This is a genomic window from Pseudomonas jessenii (genome assembly GCF_002236115.1).
GTDB classification, from domain to species: domain Bacteria; phylum Pseudomonadota; class Gammaproteobacteria; order Pseudomonadales; family Pseudomonadaceae; genus Aquipseudomonas; species Aquipseudomonas jessenii.
On record NZ_NIWT01000004.1, the window covers coordinates 344,656 to 363,669 of the forward strand.

Genomic DNA, 19,014 nt, shown 5'->3' on the forward strand with positions numbered 1-19,014 from the left:
GTTTTTGTAGGCGCCGTCTGACCTGCGAACGTGACGCTTGCGCCGTGGATCAGGTACAATTCCCGGCTATTTTTCGGCGGGCTATGCCTGCAGCCTTTTTGAGTGTTGATCCGTGAGTGATTTGAGTCATATCCGCAATTTCTCCATCATCGCCCACATTGACCATGGCAAGTCGACGCTGGCCGATCGCTTCATCCAGATGTGTGGCGGCCTCGCCGAGCGCGAAATGGAAGCCCAGGTCCTGGACTCCATGGACCTCGAGCGTGAACGCGGGATCACCATCAAGGCGCACAGCGTCACCCTGTATTACAAGGCTCGCGACGGTATCAACTACCAGCTGAACTTCATTGATACCCCCGGCCACGTTGACTTCACCTATGAGGTGAGCCGTTCGCTGGCTGCCTGTGAAGGCGCGCTGTTGGTGGTCGATGCCGGTCAAGGCGTTGAAGCACAGTCGGTTGCCAACTGCTACACGGCCATCGAGCAGGGCCTGGAAGTGATGCCGGTGCTGAACAAGATCGACCTGCCACAGGCCGATCCGGACCGTGTTAAAGAAGAAATCGAAAAAATCATCGGCATCGATGCCACCGATGCGGTCGAGTGTTCGGCCAAGACCGGCCTGGGCGTCGACGAAGTGCTCGAGCGCCTGGTCGCCACCATTCCTGCACCGACCGGCAACTACGAAGATCCGCTGCAAGCGTTGATCATCGACTCCTGGTTCGACAACTACCTGGGTGTTGTTTCCCTGGTACGCGTGCGCCACGGTCGTGTGAAGAAGGGCGACAAGATCCTGGTCAAGTCCACCGGCAAGATCCACCTGGTAGACAGCGTCGGTGTATTCAACCCGAAGCACACCCCTACCGCTGACCTCAAGGCCGGTGAAGTGGGCTTCATCATCGCCAGCATCAAGGACATTCACGGTGCGCCAGTGGGCGACACCCTGACCTTGAGCTCGACGCCGGACGTTGATGTACTGCCAGGCTTCAAACGTATTCAGCCGCAGGTTTACGCCGGTCTGTTCCCGGTCAGCTCCGACGACTTCGAAGATTTCCGCGAAGCGCTGCAAAAGCTCACCCTGAACGACTCGTCGCTGCAATACACGCCGGAAAGCTCTGACGCACTGGGCTTCGGCTTCCGTTGCGGCTTCCTCGGCATGCTGCACATGGAAATCATCCAGGAGCGCCTGGAGCGCGAGTACAACCTGGACTTGATCACCACTGCGCCGACGGTAATCTTCGAGCTGCTGCTCAAGACCGGCGAGACGATCTACGTCGATAACCCGTCGAAGCTCCCGGACCTGTCCTCGATCGAAGACATGCGTGAGCCGATCGTGCGGGCCAATATTCTTGTGCCGCAAGAGCACCTGGGCAACGTCATTACCCTGTGCATCGAAAAACGTGGTGTGCAGGTTGACATGCTGTTCCTCGGCTCCCAGGTACAAGTGACCTACGACCTGCCGATGAACGAAGTGGTGCTGGACTTCTTCGACCGCCTGAAATCCACCAGCCGCGGCTATGCTTCGCTGGACTACCATTTCGATCGTTATCAATCGGCTAGCCTGGTGAAACTGGACGTGCTGATCAACGGTGACAAGGTCGACGCTCTGGCGCTGATCGTGCACCGTGACAACTCGCACTACAAAGGTCGCCAGTTGACCGAGAAGATGAAAGAACTGATTCCGCGGCAGATGTTCGACGTGGCAATCCAGGCCGCCATTGGCGGGCAGATTGTGGCGCGGACAACCGTCAAGGCGCTCAGAAAGAACGTATTGGCCAAATGCTACGGTGGTGACGTCAGCCGTAAGAAGAAACTGCTGGAGAAGCAAAAGGCCGGTAAGAAACGCATGAAGCAGGTCGGCAACGTGGAGATTCCACAGGAAGCCTTCCTTGCAGTGCTCAGGTTGGATAGTTAGGTCCTATGTCGCTAAATTTCCCGCTGTTGCTGGTCATTGCCGTGTTCGTCTGCGGCCTGTTGGCGTTGCTCGATCTGTTGATCCTGGCCCCGCGTCGGCGTGCCGCCATCGCTTCCTATCAGGGCAGCGTCAGCCAGCCTGACATGGTCGTGGTCGAGAAGCTGAACAAAGAGCCGCTGCTGGTTGAATACGGCAAGTCGTTCTTCCCGGTGTTGTTCATCGTGCTGGTGCTGCGTTCGTTCCTGGTGGAACCGTTCCAGATTCCTTCCGGTTCGATGAAGCCAACCCTGGATGTCGGCGACTTCATCCTGGTGAGCAAGTTTTCCTACGGGATCCGCTTGCCGGTGATCGACAAGAAAGTCATCGAAGTCGGTGATCCGCAGCGCGGCGATGTGATGGTGTTCCGCTACCCGAGCGACCCGAACGTCAACTACATCAAGCGTGTGGTTGGTTTGCCGGGCGACACGGTTCGCTACACCGCCGACAAGCGCCTGTTCGTCAACGGTCAATCGATTGCCGAGCAACTGGTCGGCTCCGAGCCGGGCACGCTGGGCAGCGCTGAGCTCTACAAGGAAAAACTCGGTGTGGCCGAGCACATGATCCGCAAGGAAATGAGCCGCTACCGCGCAATGCCGGACCATTCGTGGACCGTGCCGGCCGGGCACTACTTCATGATGGGCGACAACCGCGACAACTCGAACGACAGTCGCTACTGGGATGATCCGAACATTCCCAAGGATCTGCTGGGCATGGTTCCCGACAAGAATATCGTCGGCAAGGCCTTTGCGGTCTGGATGAGCTGGCCGGAACCCAAACTCAGCCACCTGCCGAATTTCTCGCGGGTTGGCCTGATCAAGTAATCAGACACGGCGCTGTTGAACACAGCGCCGAATGCATTTCTGGAGCCGGCACAATGGGCGCCAGAGGCATGAAAACAATGATATTCAGGACGTTATTTTTGAACACAGCTTTAATTGTCCCAAGCCTGCGCCAACTTACGGCGATGGCGGTGGAATCCAGCCACGAACTCAGCGTGGGTAAACCGTGAGCGTCTCCTTAAGCCGTCTAGAGCGTCAGCTCGGCTACACCTTCAAGGATCAGGAACTGATGGTCCTGGCCCTGACTCACCGCAGCTTTGCCGGGCGTAACAACGAACGCCTGGAATTCCTCGGTGACGCCATTCTCAACTTCGTCGCCGGCGAGGCGTTGTTCGAGCGCTTCCCGCTGGCTCGCGAAGGCCAGTTGTCGCGTTTGCGCGCACGTCTGGTCAAAGGTGAGACCCTGGCCGTACTGGCCCGTGGTTTCGATCTGGGCGAATACCTGCGCCTGGGCTCGGGCGAGCTGAAAAGCGGCGGTTTCCGTCGCGAGTCGATTCTGGCCGATGCCCTCGAAGCGCTGATCGGTGCGATCTACCTCGATGCTGGCATGGAAATGGCCCGCGAGCGTGTGCTCGCCTGGCTGGCCGGCGAGTTCGAAGGCCTGACGCTGGTCGACACCAACAAAGATCCAAAGACCCGCCTGCAAGAGTTCCTGCAGTCCCGTGGTTGTGAGCTGCCGCGTTACGAAGTGGTGGATATCCAGGGTGAGCCGCATTGCCGGACGTTCTTCGTCGAATGCGAAATCATCTTACTGAATGAAAAAAGCCGAGGTCAGGGTGTGAGTCGTCGTATTGCCGAACAGGTAGCGGCCGCCGCAGCACTGATTGCCCTGGGTGTGGAGAATGGCAATGACTGATACAAACGCAACTCGCTGTGGCTATGTTGCCATCGTCGGCCGTCCGAACGTGGGCAAGTCCACGTTGCTGAACCACATCCTGGGTCAGAAGCTGGCGATCACCTCGCGCAAACCGCAAACCACCCGTCACAACATGCTCGGTATCAAGACCGAGGGCGATGTGCAGGCGATCTACGTCGATACCCCTGGTATGCACAAGGGCGGCGAAAAGGCCCTGAACCGCTACATGAACAAGACCGCTTCGGCGGCGCTGAAAGACGTCGACGTGGTGATCTTCGTGGTCGACCGCACCAAGTGGACCGAAGAAGACCAGATGGTTCTCGAGCGCGTCCAGTACGTGACCGGCCCGCTGATCGTGGCGTTGAACAAGACCGACCGCATCGAAGACAAGGCCGAGCTGATGCCGCACCTGAGCTGGTTGCAGGAGCAGTTGCCGAATGCGCAGATCATCCCGATTTCCGCGCAGCACGGGCATAACCTCGATGCACTGGAACGCGTGATTGCCGAGCACCTGCCGGAAAACGATCACTTCTTCCCGGAAGACCAGATCACCGACCGCAGCAGCCGTTTCCTCGCCGCCGAGCTGGTGCGCGAGAAAATCATGCGCCAGATGGGCGCCGAGCTGCCGTACCAGATCACCGTTGAAATCGAAGAGTTCAAGCAGCAGGGCAAGACCCTGCACATTCATGCCTTGATCCTCGTCGAGCGCGATGGCCAGAAAAAAATCATCATTGGCGACAAGGGCGAGCGCATCAAGCGCATCGGCACCGAAGCGCGCAAGGACATGGAGCTGCTGTTCGACTCCAAGATCATGCTCAACCTGTGGGTCAAGGTTAAGGGTGGCTGGTCCGATGACGAGCGTGCATTGCGTTCGTTGGGTTACGGCGACCTGTAATACGTTTTCCGGATCAACAATGATCCCCTGTGGGAGCGAGCTTGCTCGCGATAACGGTCTGTCAGTCAACATTGATGTTGAATATCAGGCCCTCATCGCGAGCAAGCTCGCTCCCATATTGGTTTCAGGTTGTATGTAAAACTGCGCTCCTTCATCGAGAACTGCGATTTCCATGTCCCAAGCGCCCGCCCAACCCGCCTATGTCCTGCACTCCCGCGCCTACCGTGAAAACAGCGCGCTGGTGGACTTCCTCACGCCGCAAGGTCGGCTGCGGGCGGTGTTGCGCAGTGCGCGGGGCAAGGCCGGGACACTGGCGCGGCCGTTCGTGCCATTGGAAGTCGAGTTCCGGGGCAAGGGCGAGCTGAAGAATGTCGGGCGCATGGAGAGTGCTGGCATCTCCACCTGGCTCAATGGCGAGGCGCTGTTCAGCGGTCTTTACCTCAATGAATTGCTGATTCGCCTGTTGCCCGCCGAAGATCCTCATCCCGGCGTATTCGATCACTACGCTGCGACTTTGCTGGCGCTGGCTGAAGGTCGTGCTCTGGAGCCCTTGCTGCGCTCCTTCGAGTGGCGCTTGCTCGATGACCTCGGCTACGGTTTTTCCCTGACGACTGATATTCATGATCAACCCATCGCGCCGGACGGCCTCTACCGTTTGCAAGTGGATGCCGGGCTTGAACGTGTCTACCTGCTGCAACCGGGCCTGTTCAACGGCACCGAATTGCTGGCCATGGCTGAAGCCGACTGGTCTGCCCCCGGCGCTTTGTCTGCCGCCAAGCGCTTGATGCGCCAGGCGTTGGCCGTTCACCTGGGCGGCCGTCCACTTGTCAGTCGCGAGCTGTTTCGCAAGCCCTGATCACACCGTATGCTGTGCACCGAACTTTCTCTTCTTCTGGAGCGCTTCCGTGACCACCAGCACCCGTATTCTTCTTGGCGTGAACATCGACCACGTTGCCACCCTGCGTCAGGCCCGGGGCACCCGTTACCCGGACCCGGTCAAGGCTGCACTGGACGCGGAAGAGGCGGGCGCCGACGGCATCACCGTGCACCTGCGCGAAGACCGTCGGCACATTCAGGAGCGCGACGTTCTGCTGCTCAAGGACGTGCTGCAAACCCGCATGAACTTCGAAATGGGTGTCACCGAGGAAATGATGCAGTTCGCCGAGCGCATCCGCCCGGCGCACATTTGCCTGGTGCCGGAAACCCGTCAGGAACTGACCACCGAAGGTGGCCTGGATGTGGCGGGGCAGGAGGCGCGGATCAAGGCGGCGGTCGAGCGTCTGTCGAAGATCGGCTCCGAAGTGTCGCTGTTCATTGATGCCGATGAGCGCCAGATCGAAGCTTCCCGTCGTGTCGGCGCGCCAGCCATCGAGTTGCACACCGGGCGTTATGCCGATGCCGAGACGCCGACCGAAGTCGCCGAAGAACTCAAGCGTGTAGCCGATGGCGTGGCCTTCGGTCTGGCCCAGGGCCTGATCGTCAATGCCGGTCATGGCCTGCACTATCACAACGTCGAAGTCGTGGCGGCGATCAAGGGCATCAACGAACTGAACATCGGCCATGCGCTGGTGGCCCATGCGCTGTTCGTTGGCTTCAAGTCGGCTGTTTCGGAGATGAAGGCGCTGATTCTGGCGGCTGCGAAAGCTTAAAAGACAAACACAAAATCCTGTGGGAGCGAGCTTGCTCGCGATAGCGGTCTGACAGACACAATTGGTGTGACTGACTGGGCCTCATCGCGAGCAAGCTCGCTCCCACATTTGATGTTGGGTGGCTGTCAGAGCGGTGCAGGTTCCTGCGACGGCTTGCTCTTGTCGATCCCCGGAACAAGCAGTTTGCCCTCGGCGACCTGGTCCCCTTCAAGCTGCGGCTGCGTGACCCAGGTCAGGATGTCGTAGTAGCGACGGATGTTCGCCACGAAATGCACCGGTTCGCCGCCGCGGGCGTAGCCGTAACGGGTTTTGCTGTACCACTTCTTTTCCGACAGGCGCGGCAGGATCTTCTTTACGTCCAGCCATTTGTCCGGGTTCAACCCTTCCTTGGCCGCCAGTTTGCGTGCGTCATCCAGGTGGCCGCTGCCGACATTGTAGGCCGCCAGGGCAAACCAGGTCCGGTCCGGTTCCTGAATCGAGTCGTCGAGCTGGTCTTTCGTGTAAGCCAGGTACTTGGCGCCGCCCATGATGCTCTGCCTGGGGTCCAGGCGGTTGGACACGCCCATGGCCTGCGCGGTGTTCTGGGTCAGCATCATCAGGCCGCGCACGCCGGTCTTGGACGTGACCGTCGGTTGCCACAACGACTCCTGGTACCCGATGGCCGCCAGCAGGCGCCAGTCGACTTTCTCCTTCTTGGCGTAGGCCTTGAAGTGCTGTTCGTACTTGGGCAGGCGTTGCTGCAAGTGTTGGGCAAACGTGGTGGCGCCCATGTAGCCGAGGACGTCGACATGCCCGTAGTAGCGGTCCTTGAGGCGTTGCAGGGTGCCGTTCTTCTTGACCTTGTCGAGGTAATCGTTGATTTCGTTGAGCAGGCTGTTGTCGTCGCCCGGGGCGACGGCCCAGCTCTGGTTGCTGGCGTCGCCGAGGTCGAAGGCGACCCGGATGTTGGTGAAGTACACCTGGTTCATCGCCACTTCGTTGGAGTCGACCAGGGTCAGGTCGATCTGACCTTCATCCACCATGCGCAGGAGATCGACGACCTCGACCGCGTCAGACTCTTCGTATTCGATGCCAGGAAACCTCTGTTTCAGCTGCGCCAGTTGTTCGGCGTGGGTGCTGCCCTTGAGCACCATGATCTTCTTGCCCACCAGATCCTTCGCATCGGTTGGCCGGGACTGGCCGTTGCGATAGATGATCTGCGGGGTGACTTCCAGATAGGAGTGGGAGAAGCGCACCTGCTTCTTGCGCTCTTCGCTGCTGACCAGGCCGGCAGCCGCCAGCACCGGGCCATTGGGCTTGCCGACCTGGTTGAACAGGTCATCGAGGTTGTCGGCGGTCTCGATCTTGAGCTCGACCCCCAGATCGTCGGCGAAGCGCTTCACCAGCTCGTATTCGAAGCCGGTCTCACCGTTGCGATCCTGAAAGTAGGTGGCGGGGCTGTTTCGGGTAACCACCCGCAGCACACCATCCTCCTTTACGCGCTCGAGCGTGTTGGGTTTATCAACACAGCCACCGAGCATCAGGAAGAGTCCGGTTGCGATCAGCCATTTGGCGTACCGCGGACGCAAAGCCGTTGGGAAAAACATCTGCGCAGTATACGCAAAGGACCACGAGCGCCATATCTCGACAGTGAGGGGCTTGTCTGCTAGAGATCACAAAACCGGCCGAAACCCCGCAGGAATGGGCCTTGCCTGCATTTTGTTACAGTAAAAATAAGCTGTTGTTGCACGCCCGGTTAACCTGACTTTCGAGGCAGAAACACAGATCGACGCCCGAGTGCAACCGTGCGTAGCGTTTCGGGTGATGTCGCGGGCTGTTTAGGCTAGAATGCACGGCCTCAAAGCACACCCCTTCCCGAGGCTGTCCCGAAGATGTTGATCCTGCGCGGCGCTCCTGCCCTTTCTGCCTTTCGCCACAGCAAGCTCCTTGAGCAACTGAGCCAGAAGGTTCCGGCTGTCAGCGGCCTGTATGCTGAATTCGCTCACTTCGCCGAAGTTACCGGCGTCCTGACCGGCGACGAACAGCAGGTGCTCGCGCGCCTTCTGAAGTACGGTCCAAGCGTTCCGGTACAGGAACCGACCGGTCGTCTGTTTCTGGTGCTGCCGCGTTTCGGCACCATCTCGCCGTGGTCGAGCAAGGCCAGCGACATCGCCCGTAACTGTGGCCTGGCGAAAATCCAGCGCCTGGAGCGCGGCATCGCGTTCTACGTGGCCGGCCAGTTCAGCGACGCTGAAGCCCAGCTGATCGCCGACGGTCTGCACGACCGCATGACCCAGATCGTCCTGGGCAACCTCGAGCAGGCCGCCGGCCTGTTCAGCCACGCCGAACCGAAGCCCCTGACCGCCATCGACGTGTTGGGTGGCGGCCGCGCCGCGCTGGAAAAAGCCAACACCGAGCTGGGCCTGGCCCTGGCCGAAGACGAGATCGACTATCTGGTCAACGCCTTCGTCGGCTTGAAGCGCAACCCGCATGACATCGAACTGATGATGTTCGCCCAGGCGAACTCCGAGCACTGCCGTCACAAGATCTTCAACGCCAGTTGGGACATCGACGGCGAGAGCCAGGAAAAAAGCCTGTTCGGCATGATCAAGAACACCTACGTGATGCACAGCGAAGGCGTTCTGTCGGCTTATAAGGACAACGCTTCGGTGATCGTCGGCTCCGTGGCCGGTCGCTTCTTCCCGGACCCTGAGACCCGCCAGTACGGCGCGGTGCAGGAGCCGGTGCACATCCTGATGAAGGTTGAGACCCACAACCACCCGACCGCGATTGCCCCGTTCCCGGGCGCATCCACCGGTTCCGGTGGCGAGATCCGTGACGAAGGCGCCACCGGTCGCGGTGCCAAGCCGAAGGCTGGCCTGACCGGTTTCACCGTGTCGAACCTGCAGATCCCGGGCTTCGAACAGCCGTGGGAAGTGCCGTATGGCAAGCCCGAGCGCATCGTCACCGCGCTGGACATCATGATCGAAGGCCCGCTGGGCGGCGCTGCGTTCAACAACGAATTCGGTCGTCCAGCACTGACTGGCTACTTCCGTACCTTCGAACAATCGATCACCACCCCGCACGGTGACGAAGTTCGCGGCTACCACAAGCCGATCATGCTGGCTGGCGGCATGGGCAACATCCGTGAAGAACACGTCAAGAAAGGCGAGATCGTTGTCGGCTCCAAGCTGATCGTGCTCGGCGGCCCGGCGATGCTGATCGGCCTGGGCGGCGGCGCCGCTTCCTCCATGGCCACCGGCACCAGCTCGGCAGACCTGGACTTCGCTTCCGTACAGCGCGAAAACCCGGAAATGGAACGTCGCTGCCAGGAAGTCATCGACCGTTGCTGGCAACTGGGCGACAAGAACCCGATCAGCTTCATCCACGACGTGGGTGCGGGCGGTCTGTCCAACGCCTTCCCGGAACTGGTCAACGACGGCGACCGCGGTGGCCGTTTCGAACTGCGCAACATTCCAAACGACGAGCCGGGCATGGCCCCGCACGAAATCTGGTCCAACGAATCCCAGGAACGTTACGTTCTGGCCGTCGGCCCGGCGGATTTCGAACGCTTCAAGGCGATCTGCGAGCGTGAACGTTGCCCGTTTGCCGTCGTCGGCGAAGCCACTGCCGAGCCACAACTGACCGTCACCGACAGCCACTTCGGCAACAGCCCGGTGGACATGCCGCTGGAAGTGCTGCTGGGCAAAGCCCCGCGCATGCACCGTTCGGTGGTTCGCGAGAACGAACTGGGCGACGATTTCGATCCGTCGACCCTGAGCATCGCCGACTGCGTCGAGCGCGTTCTGCATCACCCGGCCGTGGCGAGCAAAAGCTTCCTGATCACCATCGGCGACCGCACCATCACCGGCCTCGTGGCCCGTGACCAGATGGTCGGCCCGTGGCAGGTTCCGGTGGCCGACGTTGCCGTCACCGCCACCAGCTTCGACGTCTACACCGGTGAAGCCATGGCCATGGGCGAGCGCACTCCGCTGGCACTGCTGGACGCTCCGGCGTCGGGCCGCATGGCCATCGGCGAAACCCTGACCAACATCGCGGCCTCGCGCATCGGCAAGATCTCCGACATCAAACTGTCGGCGAACTGGATGTCGGCTGCCGGTCACCCGGGTGAAGATGCACGCCTGTACGACACCGTGAAAGCGGTCGGCATGGAGTTGTGCCCTGAGCTGGGCATCACCATCCCGGTTGGCAAGGACTCGATGTCCATGGCCACCCGCTGGAACGATGAAGGCGTGGACAAGTCCGTGACTTCGCCGATGTCCCTCATCGTGACCGGTTTCGCGCCAGTGACTGACATCCGTCAGACCCTGACCCCGCAACTGCGCATGGACAAGGGCACCACCGACCTGATCCTGATCGACCTGGGCCGCGGCCAGAACCGCATGGGCGCCTCGATCCTGGCGCAGGTTCACGGCAAGCTCGGCAAGCAGGCTCCGGACGTCGACGACGCCGAAGACCTCAAAGCCTTCTTCGCGGTGATCCAGGGCCTCAACGCCGACGGCCACCTGCTGGCTTACCACGACCGTTCCGACGGTGGTCTGCTGACCAGCGTTGTCGAGATGGCGTTCGCCGGTCACTGTGGCCTGAGCCTGAACCTCGACGGTCTGGCAGAAACCTCTGCCGACATCGCCGCCATCCTGTTCAACGAAGAACTGGGTGCCGTGATCCAGGTTCGCCAGGACGCGACCCCGGACATCCTCGCGCAGTTCAGCGCTGCCGGCCTGGGTGACTGCGTGTCGGTGATCGGTCAGCCAATCAACAATGGCGAGATCGGCATCACCTTCAACGGTGACACGGTGTTCGAAGGCCAGCGTCGTCTGCTGCAACGCCAGTGGGCCGAGACCAGCTACCAGATCCAGCGTCTGCGTGATAACGCCGACTGCGCCGAGCAAGAGTTCGACGTGCTGCTGGAAGAAGAAAACCCGGGTCTGAGCGTCAAGCTGAGCTACGACATCAACCAGGACATCGCCGCGCCTTACATCAAGAAAGGCATTCGCCCACAGGTTGCCGTACTGCGTGAGCAGGGCGTCAACGGTCAGGTGGAAATGGCTGCCGCGTTCGACCGCGCCGGTTTCAACGCGATCGACGTGCACATGAGCGACATTCTGGCCGGCCGGGTCGACCTGAACGAGTTCAAGGGCATGGTCGCTTGCGGCGGCTTCTCTTACGGCGACGTATTGGGTGCCGGTGAAGGCTGGGCGAAATCCGCGCTGTTCAACAGCCGTGCCCGCGATGCGTTCCAGGGCTTCTTCGAACGCAACGACAGCTTCACCCTCGGCGTATGCAACGGTTGCCAGATGATGTCCAACCTGCACGAGCTGATCCCAGGCAGCGAGTTCTGGCCGCACTTCGTGCGCAACCGCTCCGAGCAGTTCGAAGCCCGTGTTGCCATGGTGCAGGTCCAGGAGTCGAACTCGATCTTCCTGCAAGGCATGGCCGGTTCGCGCATGCCGATCGCCATTGCTCACGGTGAAGGCCATGCCGAGTTCGCCAGCGAAGAAGCACTGCTGGAAGCCGATCTGTCGGGTTGCGTGGCGATGCGTTTCGTCGACAACCACGGCAAGGTCACCGAAAGCTACCCGGCCAACCCGAACGGCTCGCCGCGCGGGATCACCGGTTTGACCAGCCGCGACGGTCGCGTGACCATCATGATGCCGCACCCGGAACGAGTGTTCCGCGCCGTGCAGAACTCGTGGCGTTCGGATGACTGGAACGAAGATGCTCCGTTGATGCGTATGTTCCGTAACGCTCGTGTGTGGGTGAACTAAGCACCGTGTACAAGCTCAGCTTTTTTGTTCCCGACAGTCATGTCGAGGTGGTCAAAAGCGCCGTATTCGCCGCCGGTGGTGGGCGAATCGGTGCTTATGACCACTGTGCATGGCAAGTGTTGGGCACTGGCCAGTTTCGTCCACTGGACGGCAGCCAGCCGTTCATTGGCGAGGCAGGGCAGGTCGAACAGGTCGAGGAATGGAAGGTTGAGCTGGTGGTGGCCGATGAGTTGATTCGCTCGGTAGTGGCAGCTCTGAAACAGAGCCATCCCTATGAGACACCGGCTTATGAAGTGTGGCGGCTGGAGGATTTCTGATTCTCCGGTGCTGAAATGAAAAACCCGCTGAAAGAGATTTCAGCGGGTTTTTTGTTGCCCAAACTATTGTGGTGTCAGTGAGGGCCTCATCGCGAGCAAGCTCGCTCCTACATTGGATCTGCATACACCGGACCACTGTGGGAGCGAGCTTGCTCGCGATGGCGGCCTATCAGGCACCGAGGATCTAAACCTTGGCACTGACCTCGCTGCGATTGACCAACACCTCCAGTGCATCACTCAAGGTCGGCGCCTTGTCGCCAATCAGCAGATGCCAGATACCGCCATCCAGCTGACTTACACCCTGGCAACCCAACGCTTTCAAATCGAACTCCGACAACGCCTTGCCATCGGCCAGTTGCAGGCGGATGCGGGTCAAGGCCACGCAATCGAGTTGCAGCACATTGTCGCCGCCGCCCAAGGCATTGAGCCATTGCTGGGCCTCGGGTGTCGCCATGGCGGCAGGTGGCGGCGCGTCGATTTCTGCAGCCGGCGACGACACCATGGCGCGACCTAGCGCAGGCATCGCCAGGCGAATCTCATCGGCAATCGCGTCGGCCATTGGCCCCACCACCACTTGCAAACTCCCGCCCTTGCCCGGACGCACCACGGCCATGGCACCGAGTGCTTTCAAGTCGGTATCCGAGGCTTTGTTGCGATCCACCATGTCCAGGCGCAAGCGCGTGGTGCAGGCGCCGACGGTGATCAGGTTTTCGGCACCACCCAAGGCCTTGATGTATGCCCCGGCGCGTTCATTGTCGGCGACGGCAACCTGCTCGACGTCAGCGCTGGTTTCGCGGCCCGGTGTCTTCAGGTCGAAGCGGCGGATACAGAAGTCAAACACCACGTAATAGATCACGGCATACGCCAGGCCCACCGGGAACACCAGCCAGCCGTTGGTGGACTTGCCCCAGCCAAGAATCATGTCGATGAAGCCGCCGGAGAAGGTGAACCCCAGGTGGATGTTCAGCGCATTGGTGATGGCCATCGACAGGCCGGTCAGCAACGCATGCAGCACAAACAGCAACGGCGCGAGGAACATGAAGGCGAATTCAATCGGCTCGGTGACGCCGGTCAGGAACGCGGTCAACGCCATCGACAGGAAGATCCCGCCCATCACCTTGCGCCGTGCCGGCAGGGCGTTGCGGTACATCGCCAGGCACGCGGCGGGCAGGCCGAAGATCATCATCGGGAACATGCCGGTCATGAACTGGCCACCCTTCGGATCGCCGGCGAAGTAGCGCGACAGGTCGCCAGTCACCAGCGTCCCGGTGGTGGGGTCGGTGAAGTTGCCGAACACGAACCACGCCATGTTGTTGAGGATGTGGTGCAGGCCGGTGACGATCAGCAGGCGGTTGAACAGGCCGAAGACGAACGCGCCGAAGCTGCCGCTTTCCATCATCAGTGTGCCGAAGCTGTTGATGCCGTGCTGGATCGGCGGCCAGATGTAGCCGAACACCACACCCAGCCCCACGGCGGCGAACCCGGTGACAATCGGCACGAACCGTCGGCCACCGAAGAACGCCAGGTATTCCGGCAGCTTGATGTCCTTGAAGCGGTTGTACAGCGCGCCGGCCATCAGGCCGCTGACGATCCCGGCGAGCATGCCCATGTTGATGCTCGGGTCGAGCGCCTTGAGGGTGGAGATCATCACCAGGTAACCGATCACCCCGGCCAGACCCGCCGTACCGTTGTTGTCCCTGGCGAAACCGACCGCGATACCGATGGCGAAGATCATTGCCAGGTTGGCGAAGATCACCTGGCCGGCGTCGTGGATGATCGCGATGTTCAGCAGATCGGTATCGCCCAGGCGCAGCAGCAGGCCGGCAATCGGCAGGATCGCGATCGGCAGCATCAGCGCGCGGCCGAGGCGTTGCAGGCCTTCGATGAAAAGTTGGTACATGGCGGTTCTCCGTGGATTCTTGTTGTTCTTCAGCTCAGAGGCCAATGCTGGTGACAGGCGTGACGCACGGCGCTGGCGCTGCTCAACTTGAGCAGATCCTGGCTGATGCGCCGGCATTCGCTGGCGTCGAGATGACGCACGCGGTCCTTGATTTCGCCGACCTGTACCGGGCTCACCGACAATTCACTGACCCCCAGGCCGATCAACACCGGCGTGGCCAATGGATCGGACGCCAGTGCGCCGCACACGCCCACCCAACGGTTGTGCTGCGTCGCACCGGCGCAGGTCTGGGCGATCAGCCGCAGCAGTGCCGGGTGTAGCGCATCGACGCGAGCGGCGAGCCCGGCGTGGTCGCGGTCCATGGCCAGGGTGTATTGCGACAGGTCGTTGGTGCCGATGGACAGGAAGTCCGCGTGTTCGGCCAGTTGCTCGGCCAGCAGCGCGGCGGCCGGAACTTCGATCATCACACCCAGTTCCGGGCGTTGCACCAGGCCGAGTTCACCGCACAAGGCATCGAGGCGCTGGCGGATGTGCAGCAGCTCATCGACTTCCGTGACCATCGGCAGCAGGATCCGGCAGCGTGACAACGGACGCAGGTGCAGCAGCGCGCGCAATTGCTGGTCGAGCAGTTCAGGGCGAGCCTGGGCCAGGCGAATGCCGCGCAGGCCGAGCACCGGATTGGCCTCGGCGGGCAGTGGCAGGTAGTCCAGTTGCTTGTCGCCGCCGACGTCGATGGTGCGGATGATCACCGACTTGTCGCCCATGGCATCGAGCACCGCTTGATAGGCGTGGTGTTGTTCCTGTTCGTCCGGCGCGGTGTGGCGGTCGACGAAGAGAAACTCGGTGCGCAGCAAGCCGACGCCGTCGGCGCCATTGGCCAACGCGTCTGCCGCTTCCGTGCTGGATGCCACATTGGCGGCGACCTCGATGCGCAGGCCATCGGTGGTCAGTGCGGGGGTGTGCGCCTGGGCCTGTTGTTCGGCCCGGCGTTGTTGCTGTTGCTGTTGCAGCTGGCGCACGTCGGCCAGGCGCTGTGTGCTGGGTGTCAGTTCGAGGCGGCCGCCGTCGGCGTCCAGCACCACCGGTTGCCCCTGTTGCTGATCGAGCAGCGTCGAACCCAGCGCCACCATGCACGGCAGGCCCTTGCCCCGGGCCAGAATCGCCACGTGGGAGGTCGCGCCACCTTCGGCCATGCACAGTCCGGCGACGCCTTGCTGGCTCAGTTGCAGTAAATCGGAGGGCGTCAGTTCATGCGCTGCGACGATGGCGCCGGCCGGCACGTCGTAATGCCAGGTGTCGCCGAGCAATGCGCGCAGCACCCGTTGCTTGAGGTCGCGCAGGTCGTTGGCGCGTTCGGCCAGCAGCGTGCTGCCGGTTTGCTGGAGGACTTCGCACTGCACGTCGATGGCCTGGCTCCAGGCGTGGGTCGCGGCCGTGCCCTGGGCGACGGTTTGTATGGCGGCGTCCAGCAGGGCCGGGTCTTCCAGCAGCGCCAGGTGTGCGGCGAAGATCGCCTCTTCAGCGGTGTCCTTGTGTTTTTTCGCCAGGACCAGCGTGCGTTCGATTTCGCTGCGCACCTGGCTCAGTGCCGCGTCCAGCACTTGCTGTTGTTGCTGGGGATCATGATGGCCGGCATCCACCGGCAGGCTGATCGCATTCAGGTGGAACAGCGGCCCGCCGACCAGGCCGGGCGCCGCACAGACGCCGTGCAATACACCGGCTTCGGCGGGGCGATTGCGTTGGGCAATCGTGGTCGGCGCGGCGGCATGGCTGTCTTCGGCCAGGGCTGTGGATAACGCGGTCAGCAAGGCTTGCAGCGCGGCTTCGGCGTCCGGGCCCTGGCAACTGACCTGGACTTCTGCCTGTTCGCCGATGGCCAGCCCCATCAGGCCGATCAGGCTGTCGCAGGTGGCCGACTTGCCGGCGAAATGCAGCTGCGATTTGCTTTTGAATCCTTGCGCGGTCTGACGGATCAACGCGGCCGGCCGGGCATGCAGACCGCCACGATGGGCGATGCGGATGTGGCCGACCACCTCTTCGCCAGCAAGCTCCACGTCCGCCTGCGCGCCCACGCCCTGGCGGCGAATGATGTGTAGCAGCGGCTCGCCGACCTTTACCGACTTGAGGGTGATGGGCCGTGCCTGAAAGTCCTGGCTGTTGGTGAGGATCAGCAGGCTGACCAGGCTTTTGCACTGTTGCGCGACCTTGTCCAGGTCGTAGCGCAGCAGCGGCTGGCCATTGGAGACGCGCGCGCCTTCCTTGACCAGCATCGAAAAGCCCTGGCCTTGCAGTTCGACGGTATCAAGGCCCAGGTGCAGCAGCAGCTCCGCACCGTTGTCGGCACGCAGGGTCACCGCATGGCCGGTGCGGGCGACATGCACCACCACGCCCGCGCACGGCGCATGAAGGGTATCGTTCAACGGGTCGATGGCGATCCCGTCGCCCATGGCGCCGCTGGCAAACACCGCATCCGGGACTTTGGCGAGCGTGAGCACCGGGCCGCTGAGCGGGGCGCTTAAAGTCAGCTCTTTATTGTTGTTATGCATGGCTCGGTCTCATCAAAAAATACGGTTCGGATCAACACGCCCCCCTCTGTAGGAGCGAGCTCGCTCGCGATGGACTAAAGAACGCCGCGTTTATCCAGCAAACGCGCGTTTTCGTTGACGACCATCGCGAGCAAGCTCGCTCCTACAAGGGTGGTTAGTGCGTACGCGTCACTTTGCTCAGGTGCCGTGGCTGGTCCGGGTCCATGCCTCGGGCCACGGCCAGGCCGGCGGCCATCACGTAGAAACTCTGGATCGCGAGAATCGGGTCGAGGGCCGGGTGTTCGGCGCGGGTCAGCGTCAGGTCGCGTTCAAGCACGTCATCCGGCGCGGCCAGCAGGACAAGGGCGCCGCGTTGGCGCATGTCGGCGGCCAGGCTCAGCAAACCGGCCTGTTCGGCGCCCCGTGGGGCAAACACCAGCAGCGGGTAGTTGTCGCCAATCAAGGCCATCGGACCGTGACGGACTTCGGCGCTGCTGAAGGCTTCGGCCTGGATCGCCGAGGTCTCCTTGAACTTGAGCGCCGCTTCCTGGGCGATGGCGAAACCGGCGCCACGGCCGATCACCATCAGCCGCTGACAATCGCGCAAGGCGTCGATGGCCGGGCTCCAGTCCTGTTGCGCAGCATCACGCAGGCCTTCGGGCAAGGCGCGGCAGGCGTCGAGCAGTTCGGCGTCTTCTTTCCAGTGGCCAATCAGCCGGGCGCTGGCGCTGAGGGTAGCGATAAAGCTCTTGGTCGCCGCGACGCTGCTTTCGGTGCCGGCACACAGCGGCAGGCTGAATTCGCAGGCGGCTTCCAGCGGCGAGTCTTCGGCATTGACCAGCGAAATGCTCAAGGCGCCGCGCTTGCGCAACAGGCGCAGGCTGTTGACCAGGTCCGGGCTTTGCCCCGATTGCGAAAAGGCGAATGCCACCTGGCCGCTGACCTTCAACGGTGCCTGTTGCATGGTCACCACCGACATCGGCAGCGACGCCACCGGGATGCCCAGCAGTTGCATGGTCAGGTAGGCGAAGTAACTGGCGGCATGGTCGGAGCTGCCACGCGCCACGGTCATGGCCACTTGCGGCGGCTGACGACGCAGGCGCCCGGCGATCTCGATCATCTGCGGGTCGAGTTGCTGTAATTGGGCTTGCACGGCCTCGAACGAGGACAGCGCCTCTTCAAGCATTTTTGAAGTCAATGTCTTCTCCTTCGACCATGACGGCGGTCAGTTTCAGTGAGCGATCCAGCCGCACGCAGTCGGCCCAGGCCCCCGGTTGCAGGCGCCCGCGTTCGGTGATGCCGAGGTAGTCGGCGGGGAATTGCGACAGGCGCTGCGAGGCTTCGGCGATAGGCAGGCCGATTTTCACCAGATTGCGCAGAGCCTGATCCATGGTCAGGGTGCTGCCGGCCAGCGTGCCGTCGGGCAGGCGCACGCCACCGAGGCATTTGGTCACGGTGTGGCTGCCGAGTTTGTACTCGCCATCGGGCATGCCGGCGGCGGCGGTCGAGTCGGTGACGCAATACAGGCAAGGAATCGAACGCAGGGCCACGCGGATGGCGCCGGGGTGCACGTGCAGCAAATCCGGGATCAGCTCTGCGTATTTGGCGTGGGCCAGGGCAGCGCCGACGATCCCGGGCTCGCGGTGATGCAGCGGGCTCATGGCGTTGTAGAGGTGGGTGAAACTGCTGGCGCCGGCCTCCAGCGCGGCCACGCCTTCCTCATAACTGCCCAGAGTGTGGCCGATCTGCATGCGAATGCCGCGGCTGCTGAGGTCGCGGATCAAGGTATCGTGACCGGCGATTTCCGGGGCAATGGTGATCACCCGGATCGGTGCGAGCGCCAGGTACGCTTCGACTTCGGCCATCAGCGCGGTGTGGGCGAAGTTGGGTTGCGCGCCGAGTTTGCCCGGGTTGATGTAGGGGCCTTCGAGGTGTACGCCAAGCACCCGGGCGCAGCCTTGGGGCCGCTGCTCACAGAATTCGCCGACGGCCTGGAGCACGCTGGATATCTCTTCGCTCGGTGCCGTCATGGTGGTGGCCAGCAACGATGTAGTGCCGAAGCGCACGTGGGTTCGGGTGATGGTTTCGAAGGCCGGCGCGCCTTCCATGATGTCTTTGCCGCCGCCGCCGTGAACGTGCAGGTCGATGAAGCCCGGCAGCAGGTACGGCAGATCGTTGTCCGCCGGATCGCAGGGCTGGCCTTCGATCGACACGACTTTGCCGTGCTCATGGACCAGTCGGCCGCGAACCCAGCCGTGGGCGGTGAGGATGTTGTCTTCGGACATGATCGGTTCTCTGGGTGGGCGGTTTCGCG

At 61.9% G+C, this 19,014-nt stretch carries 13 protein-coding genes; 8 read left to right on the plus strand and 5 right to left on the minus strand.

The features are described 5' to 3' along the window. Positions 1-112: 112 nt before the first annotated feature. From lepA to pdxJ, 6 genes are all read left to right on the plus strand, one after another. Positions 113-1,912 carry a translation elongation factor 4 gene (gene lepA, locus PSJE_RS14705; RefSeq protein ID WP_008053223.1) on the plus strand — a complete coding sequence of 600 codons (1,800 nt, stop codon included), beginning with the start codon at positions 113-115 and terminating at the stop codon, positions 1,910-1,912. Between the two features lie 5 nt (positions 1,913-1,917). Continuing rightward, positions 1,918-2,772: a signal peptidase I gene (gene lepB, locus PSJE_RS14710; protein WP_057716283.1), complete on the plus strand. Its 855-nt coding sequence runs from the start codon at positions 1,918-1,920 to the stop codon at positions 2,770-2,772. Positions 2,773-2,956: 184 nt separating this feature from the next. Beyond that, complete coding sequence (gene rnc, locus PSJE_RS14715; RefSeq protein WP_008053221.1) at positions 2,957-3,646, plus strand: ribonuclease III; 690 nt, start codon at positions 2,957-2,959, stop codon at positions 3,644-3,646. After that, positions 3,639-4,541, plus strand: coding sequence for a GTPase Era (gene era / locus PSJE_RS14720; RefSeq protein ID WP_007973959.1), 903 nt, complete (start codon positions 3,639-3,641; stop codon positions 4,539-4,541). Before rnc ends, era begins: the two co-directional genes overlap by 8 nt. Before the next feature lie 172 nt (positions 4,542-4,713). Beyond that, positions 4,714-5,397: a DNA repair protein RecO gene (gene recO, locus PSJE_RS14725; RefSeq protein ID WP_057716281.1), complete on the plus strand. Its 684-nt coding sequence runs from the start codon at positions 4,714-4,716 to the stop codon at positions 5,395-5,397. 49 nt (positions 5,398-5,446) lie between these two features. Further along, positions 5,447-6,190 carry a pyridoxine 5'-phosphate synthase gene (gene pdxJ / locus PSJE_RS14730; RefSeq protein WP_090453254.1) on the plus strand — a complete coding sequence of 248 codons (744 nt, stop codon included), beginning with the start codon at positions 5,447-5,449 and terminating at the stop codon, positions 6,188-6,190. Between the two features lie 125 nt (positions 6,191-6,315). On the opposite strand, the gene mltF is transcribed toward pdxJ, so the two are convergent. After that, positions 6,316-7,776, minus strand: coding sequence for a membrane-bound lytic murein transglycosylase MltF (gene mltF / locus PSJE_RS14735; RefSeq protein WP_090453256.1), 1,461 nt, complete (start codon positions 7,774-7,776; stop codon positions 6,316-6,318). A gap of 285 nt (positions 7,777-8,061) precedes the next feature. Between mltF and purL the strand changes: the two genes are divergently transcribed. Both purL and PSJE_RS14745 read left to right on the plus strand, forming a co-directional pair. Then, positions 8,062-11,958, plus strand: a complete 3,897-nt coding sequence (gene purL / locus PSJE_RS14740) for a phosphoribosylformylglycinamidine synthase (protein WP_090453258.1) — start codon at positions 8,062-8,064, stop codon at positions 11,956-11,958. 5 nt (positions 11,959-11,963) lie between these two features. Continuing rightward, positions 11,964-12,275, plus strand: a complete 312-nt coding sequence (locus PSJE_RS14745; RefSeq protein WP_057716278.1) for a YqfO family protein — start codon at positions 11,964-11,966, stop codon at positions 12,273-12,275. A gap of 184 nt (positions 12,276-12,459) precedes the next feature. On the opposite strand, the gene nagE is transcribed toward PSJE_RS14745, so the two are convergent. The 4 genes from nagE to nagA form a co-directional block, all read right to left on the minus strand. Further along, positions 12,460-14,175: an N-acetylglucosamine-specific PTS transporter subunit IIBC gene (gene nagE, locus PSJE_RS14750; RefSeq protein WP_090453260.1), complete on the minus strand. Its 1,716-nt coding sequence runs from the start codon at positions 14,173-14,175 to the stop codon at positions 12,460-12,462. A 29-nt stretch (positions 14,176-14,204) separates the two neighbouring features. Beyond that, on the minus strand, positions 14,205-16,721 hold the full coding sequence (gene ptsP, locus PSJE_RS14755) for a phosphoenolpyruvate--protein phosphotransferase (RefSeq protein WP_090453262.1): 2,517 nt from the start codon (positions 16,719-16,721) through the stop codon (positions 14,205-14,207). 154 nt (positions 16,722-16,875) lie between these two features. After that, positions 16,876-17,898 (minus strand): SIS domain-containing protein, encoded by a 1,023-nt coding sequence (locus tag PSJE_RS14760; protein ID WP_090453264.1) that lies wholly within the window; start codon positions 17,896-17,898, stop codon positions 16,876-16,878. Continuing rightward, complete coding sequence (gene nagA, locus PSJE_RS14765; protein WP_090453265.1) at positions 17,879-18,985, minus strand: N-acetylglucosamine-6-phosphate deacetylase; 1,107 nt, start codon at positions 18,983-18,985, stop codon at positions 17,879-17,881. Before nagA ends, PSJE_RS14760 begins: the two co-directional genes overlap by 20 nt. Between the last annotated feature and the right edge of the window lie 29 nt (positions 18,986-19,014).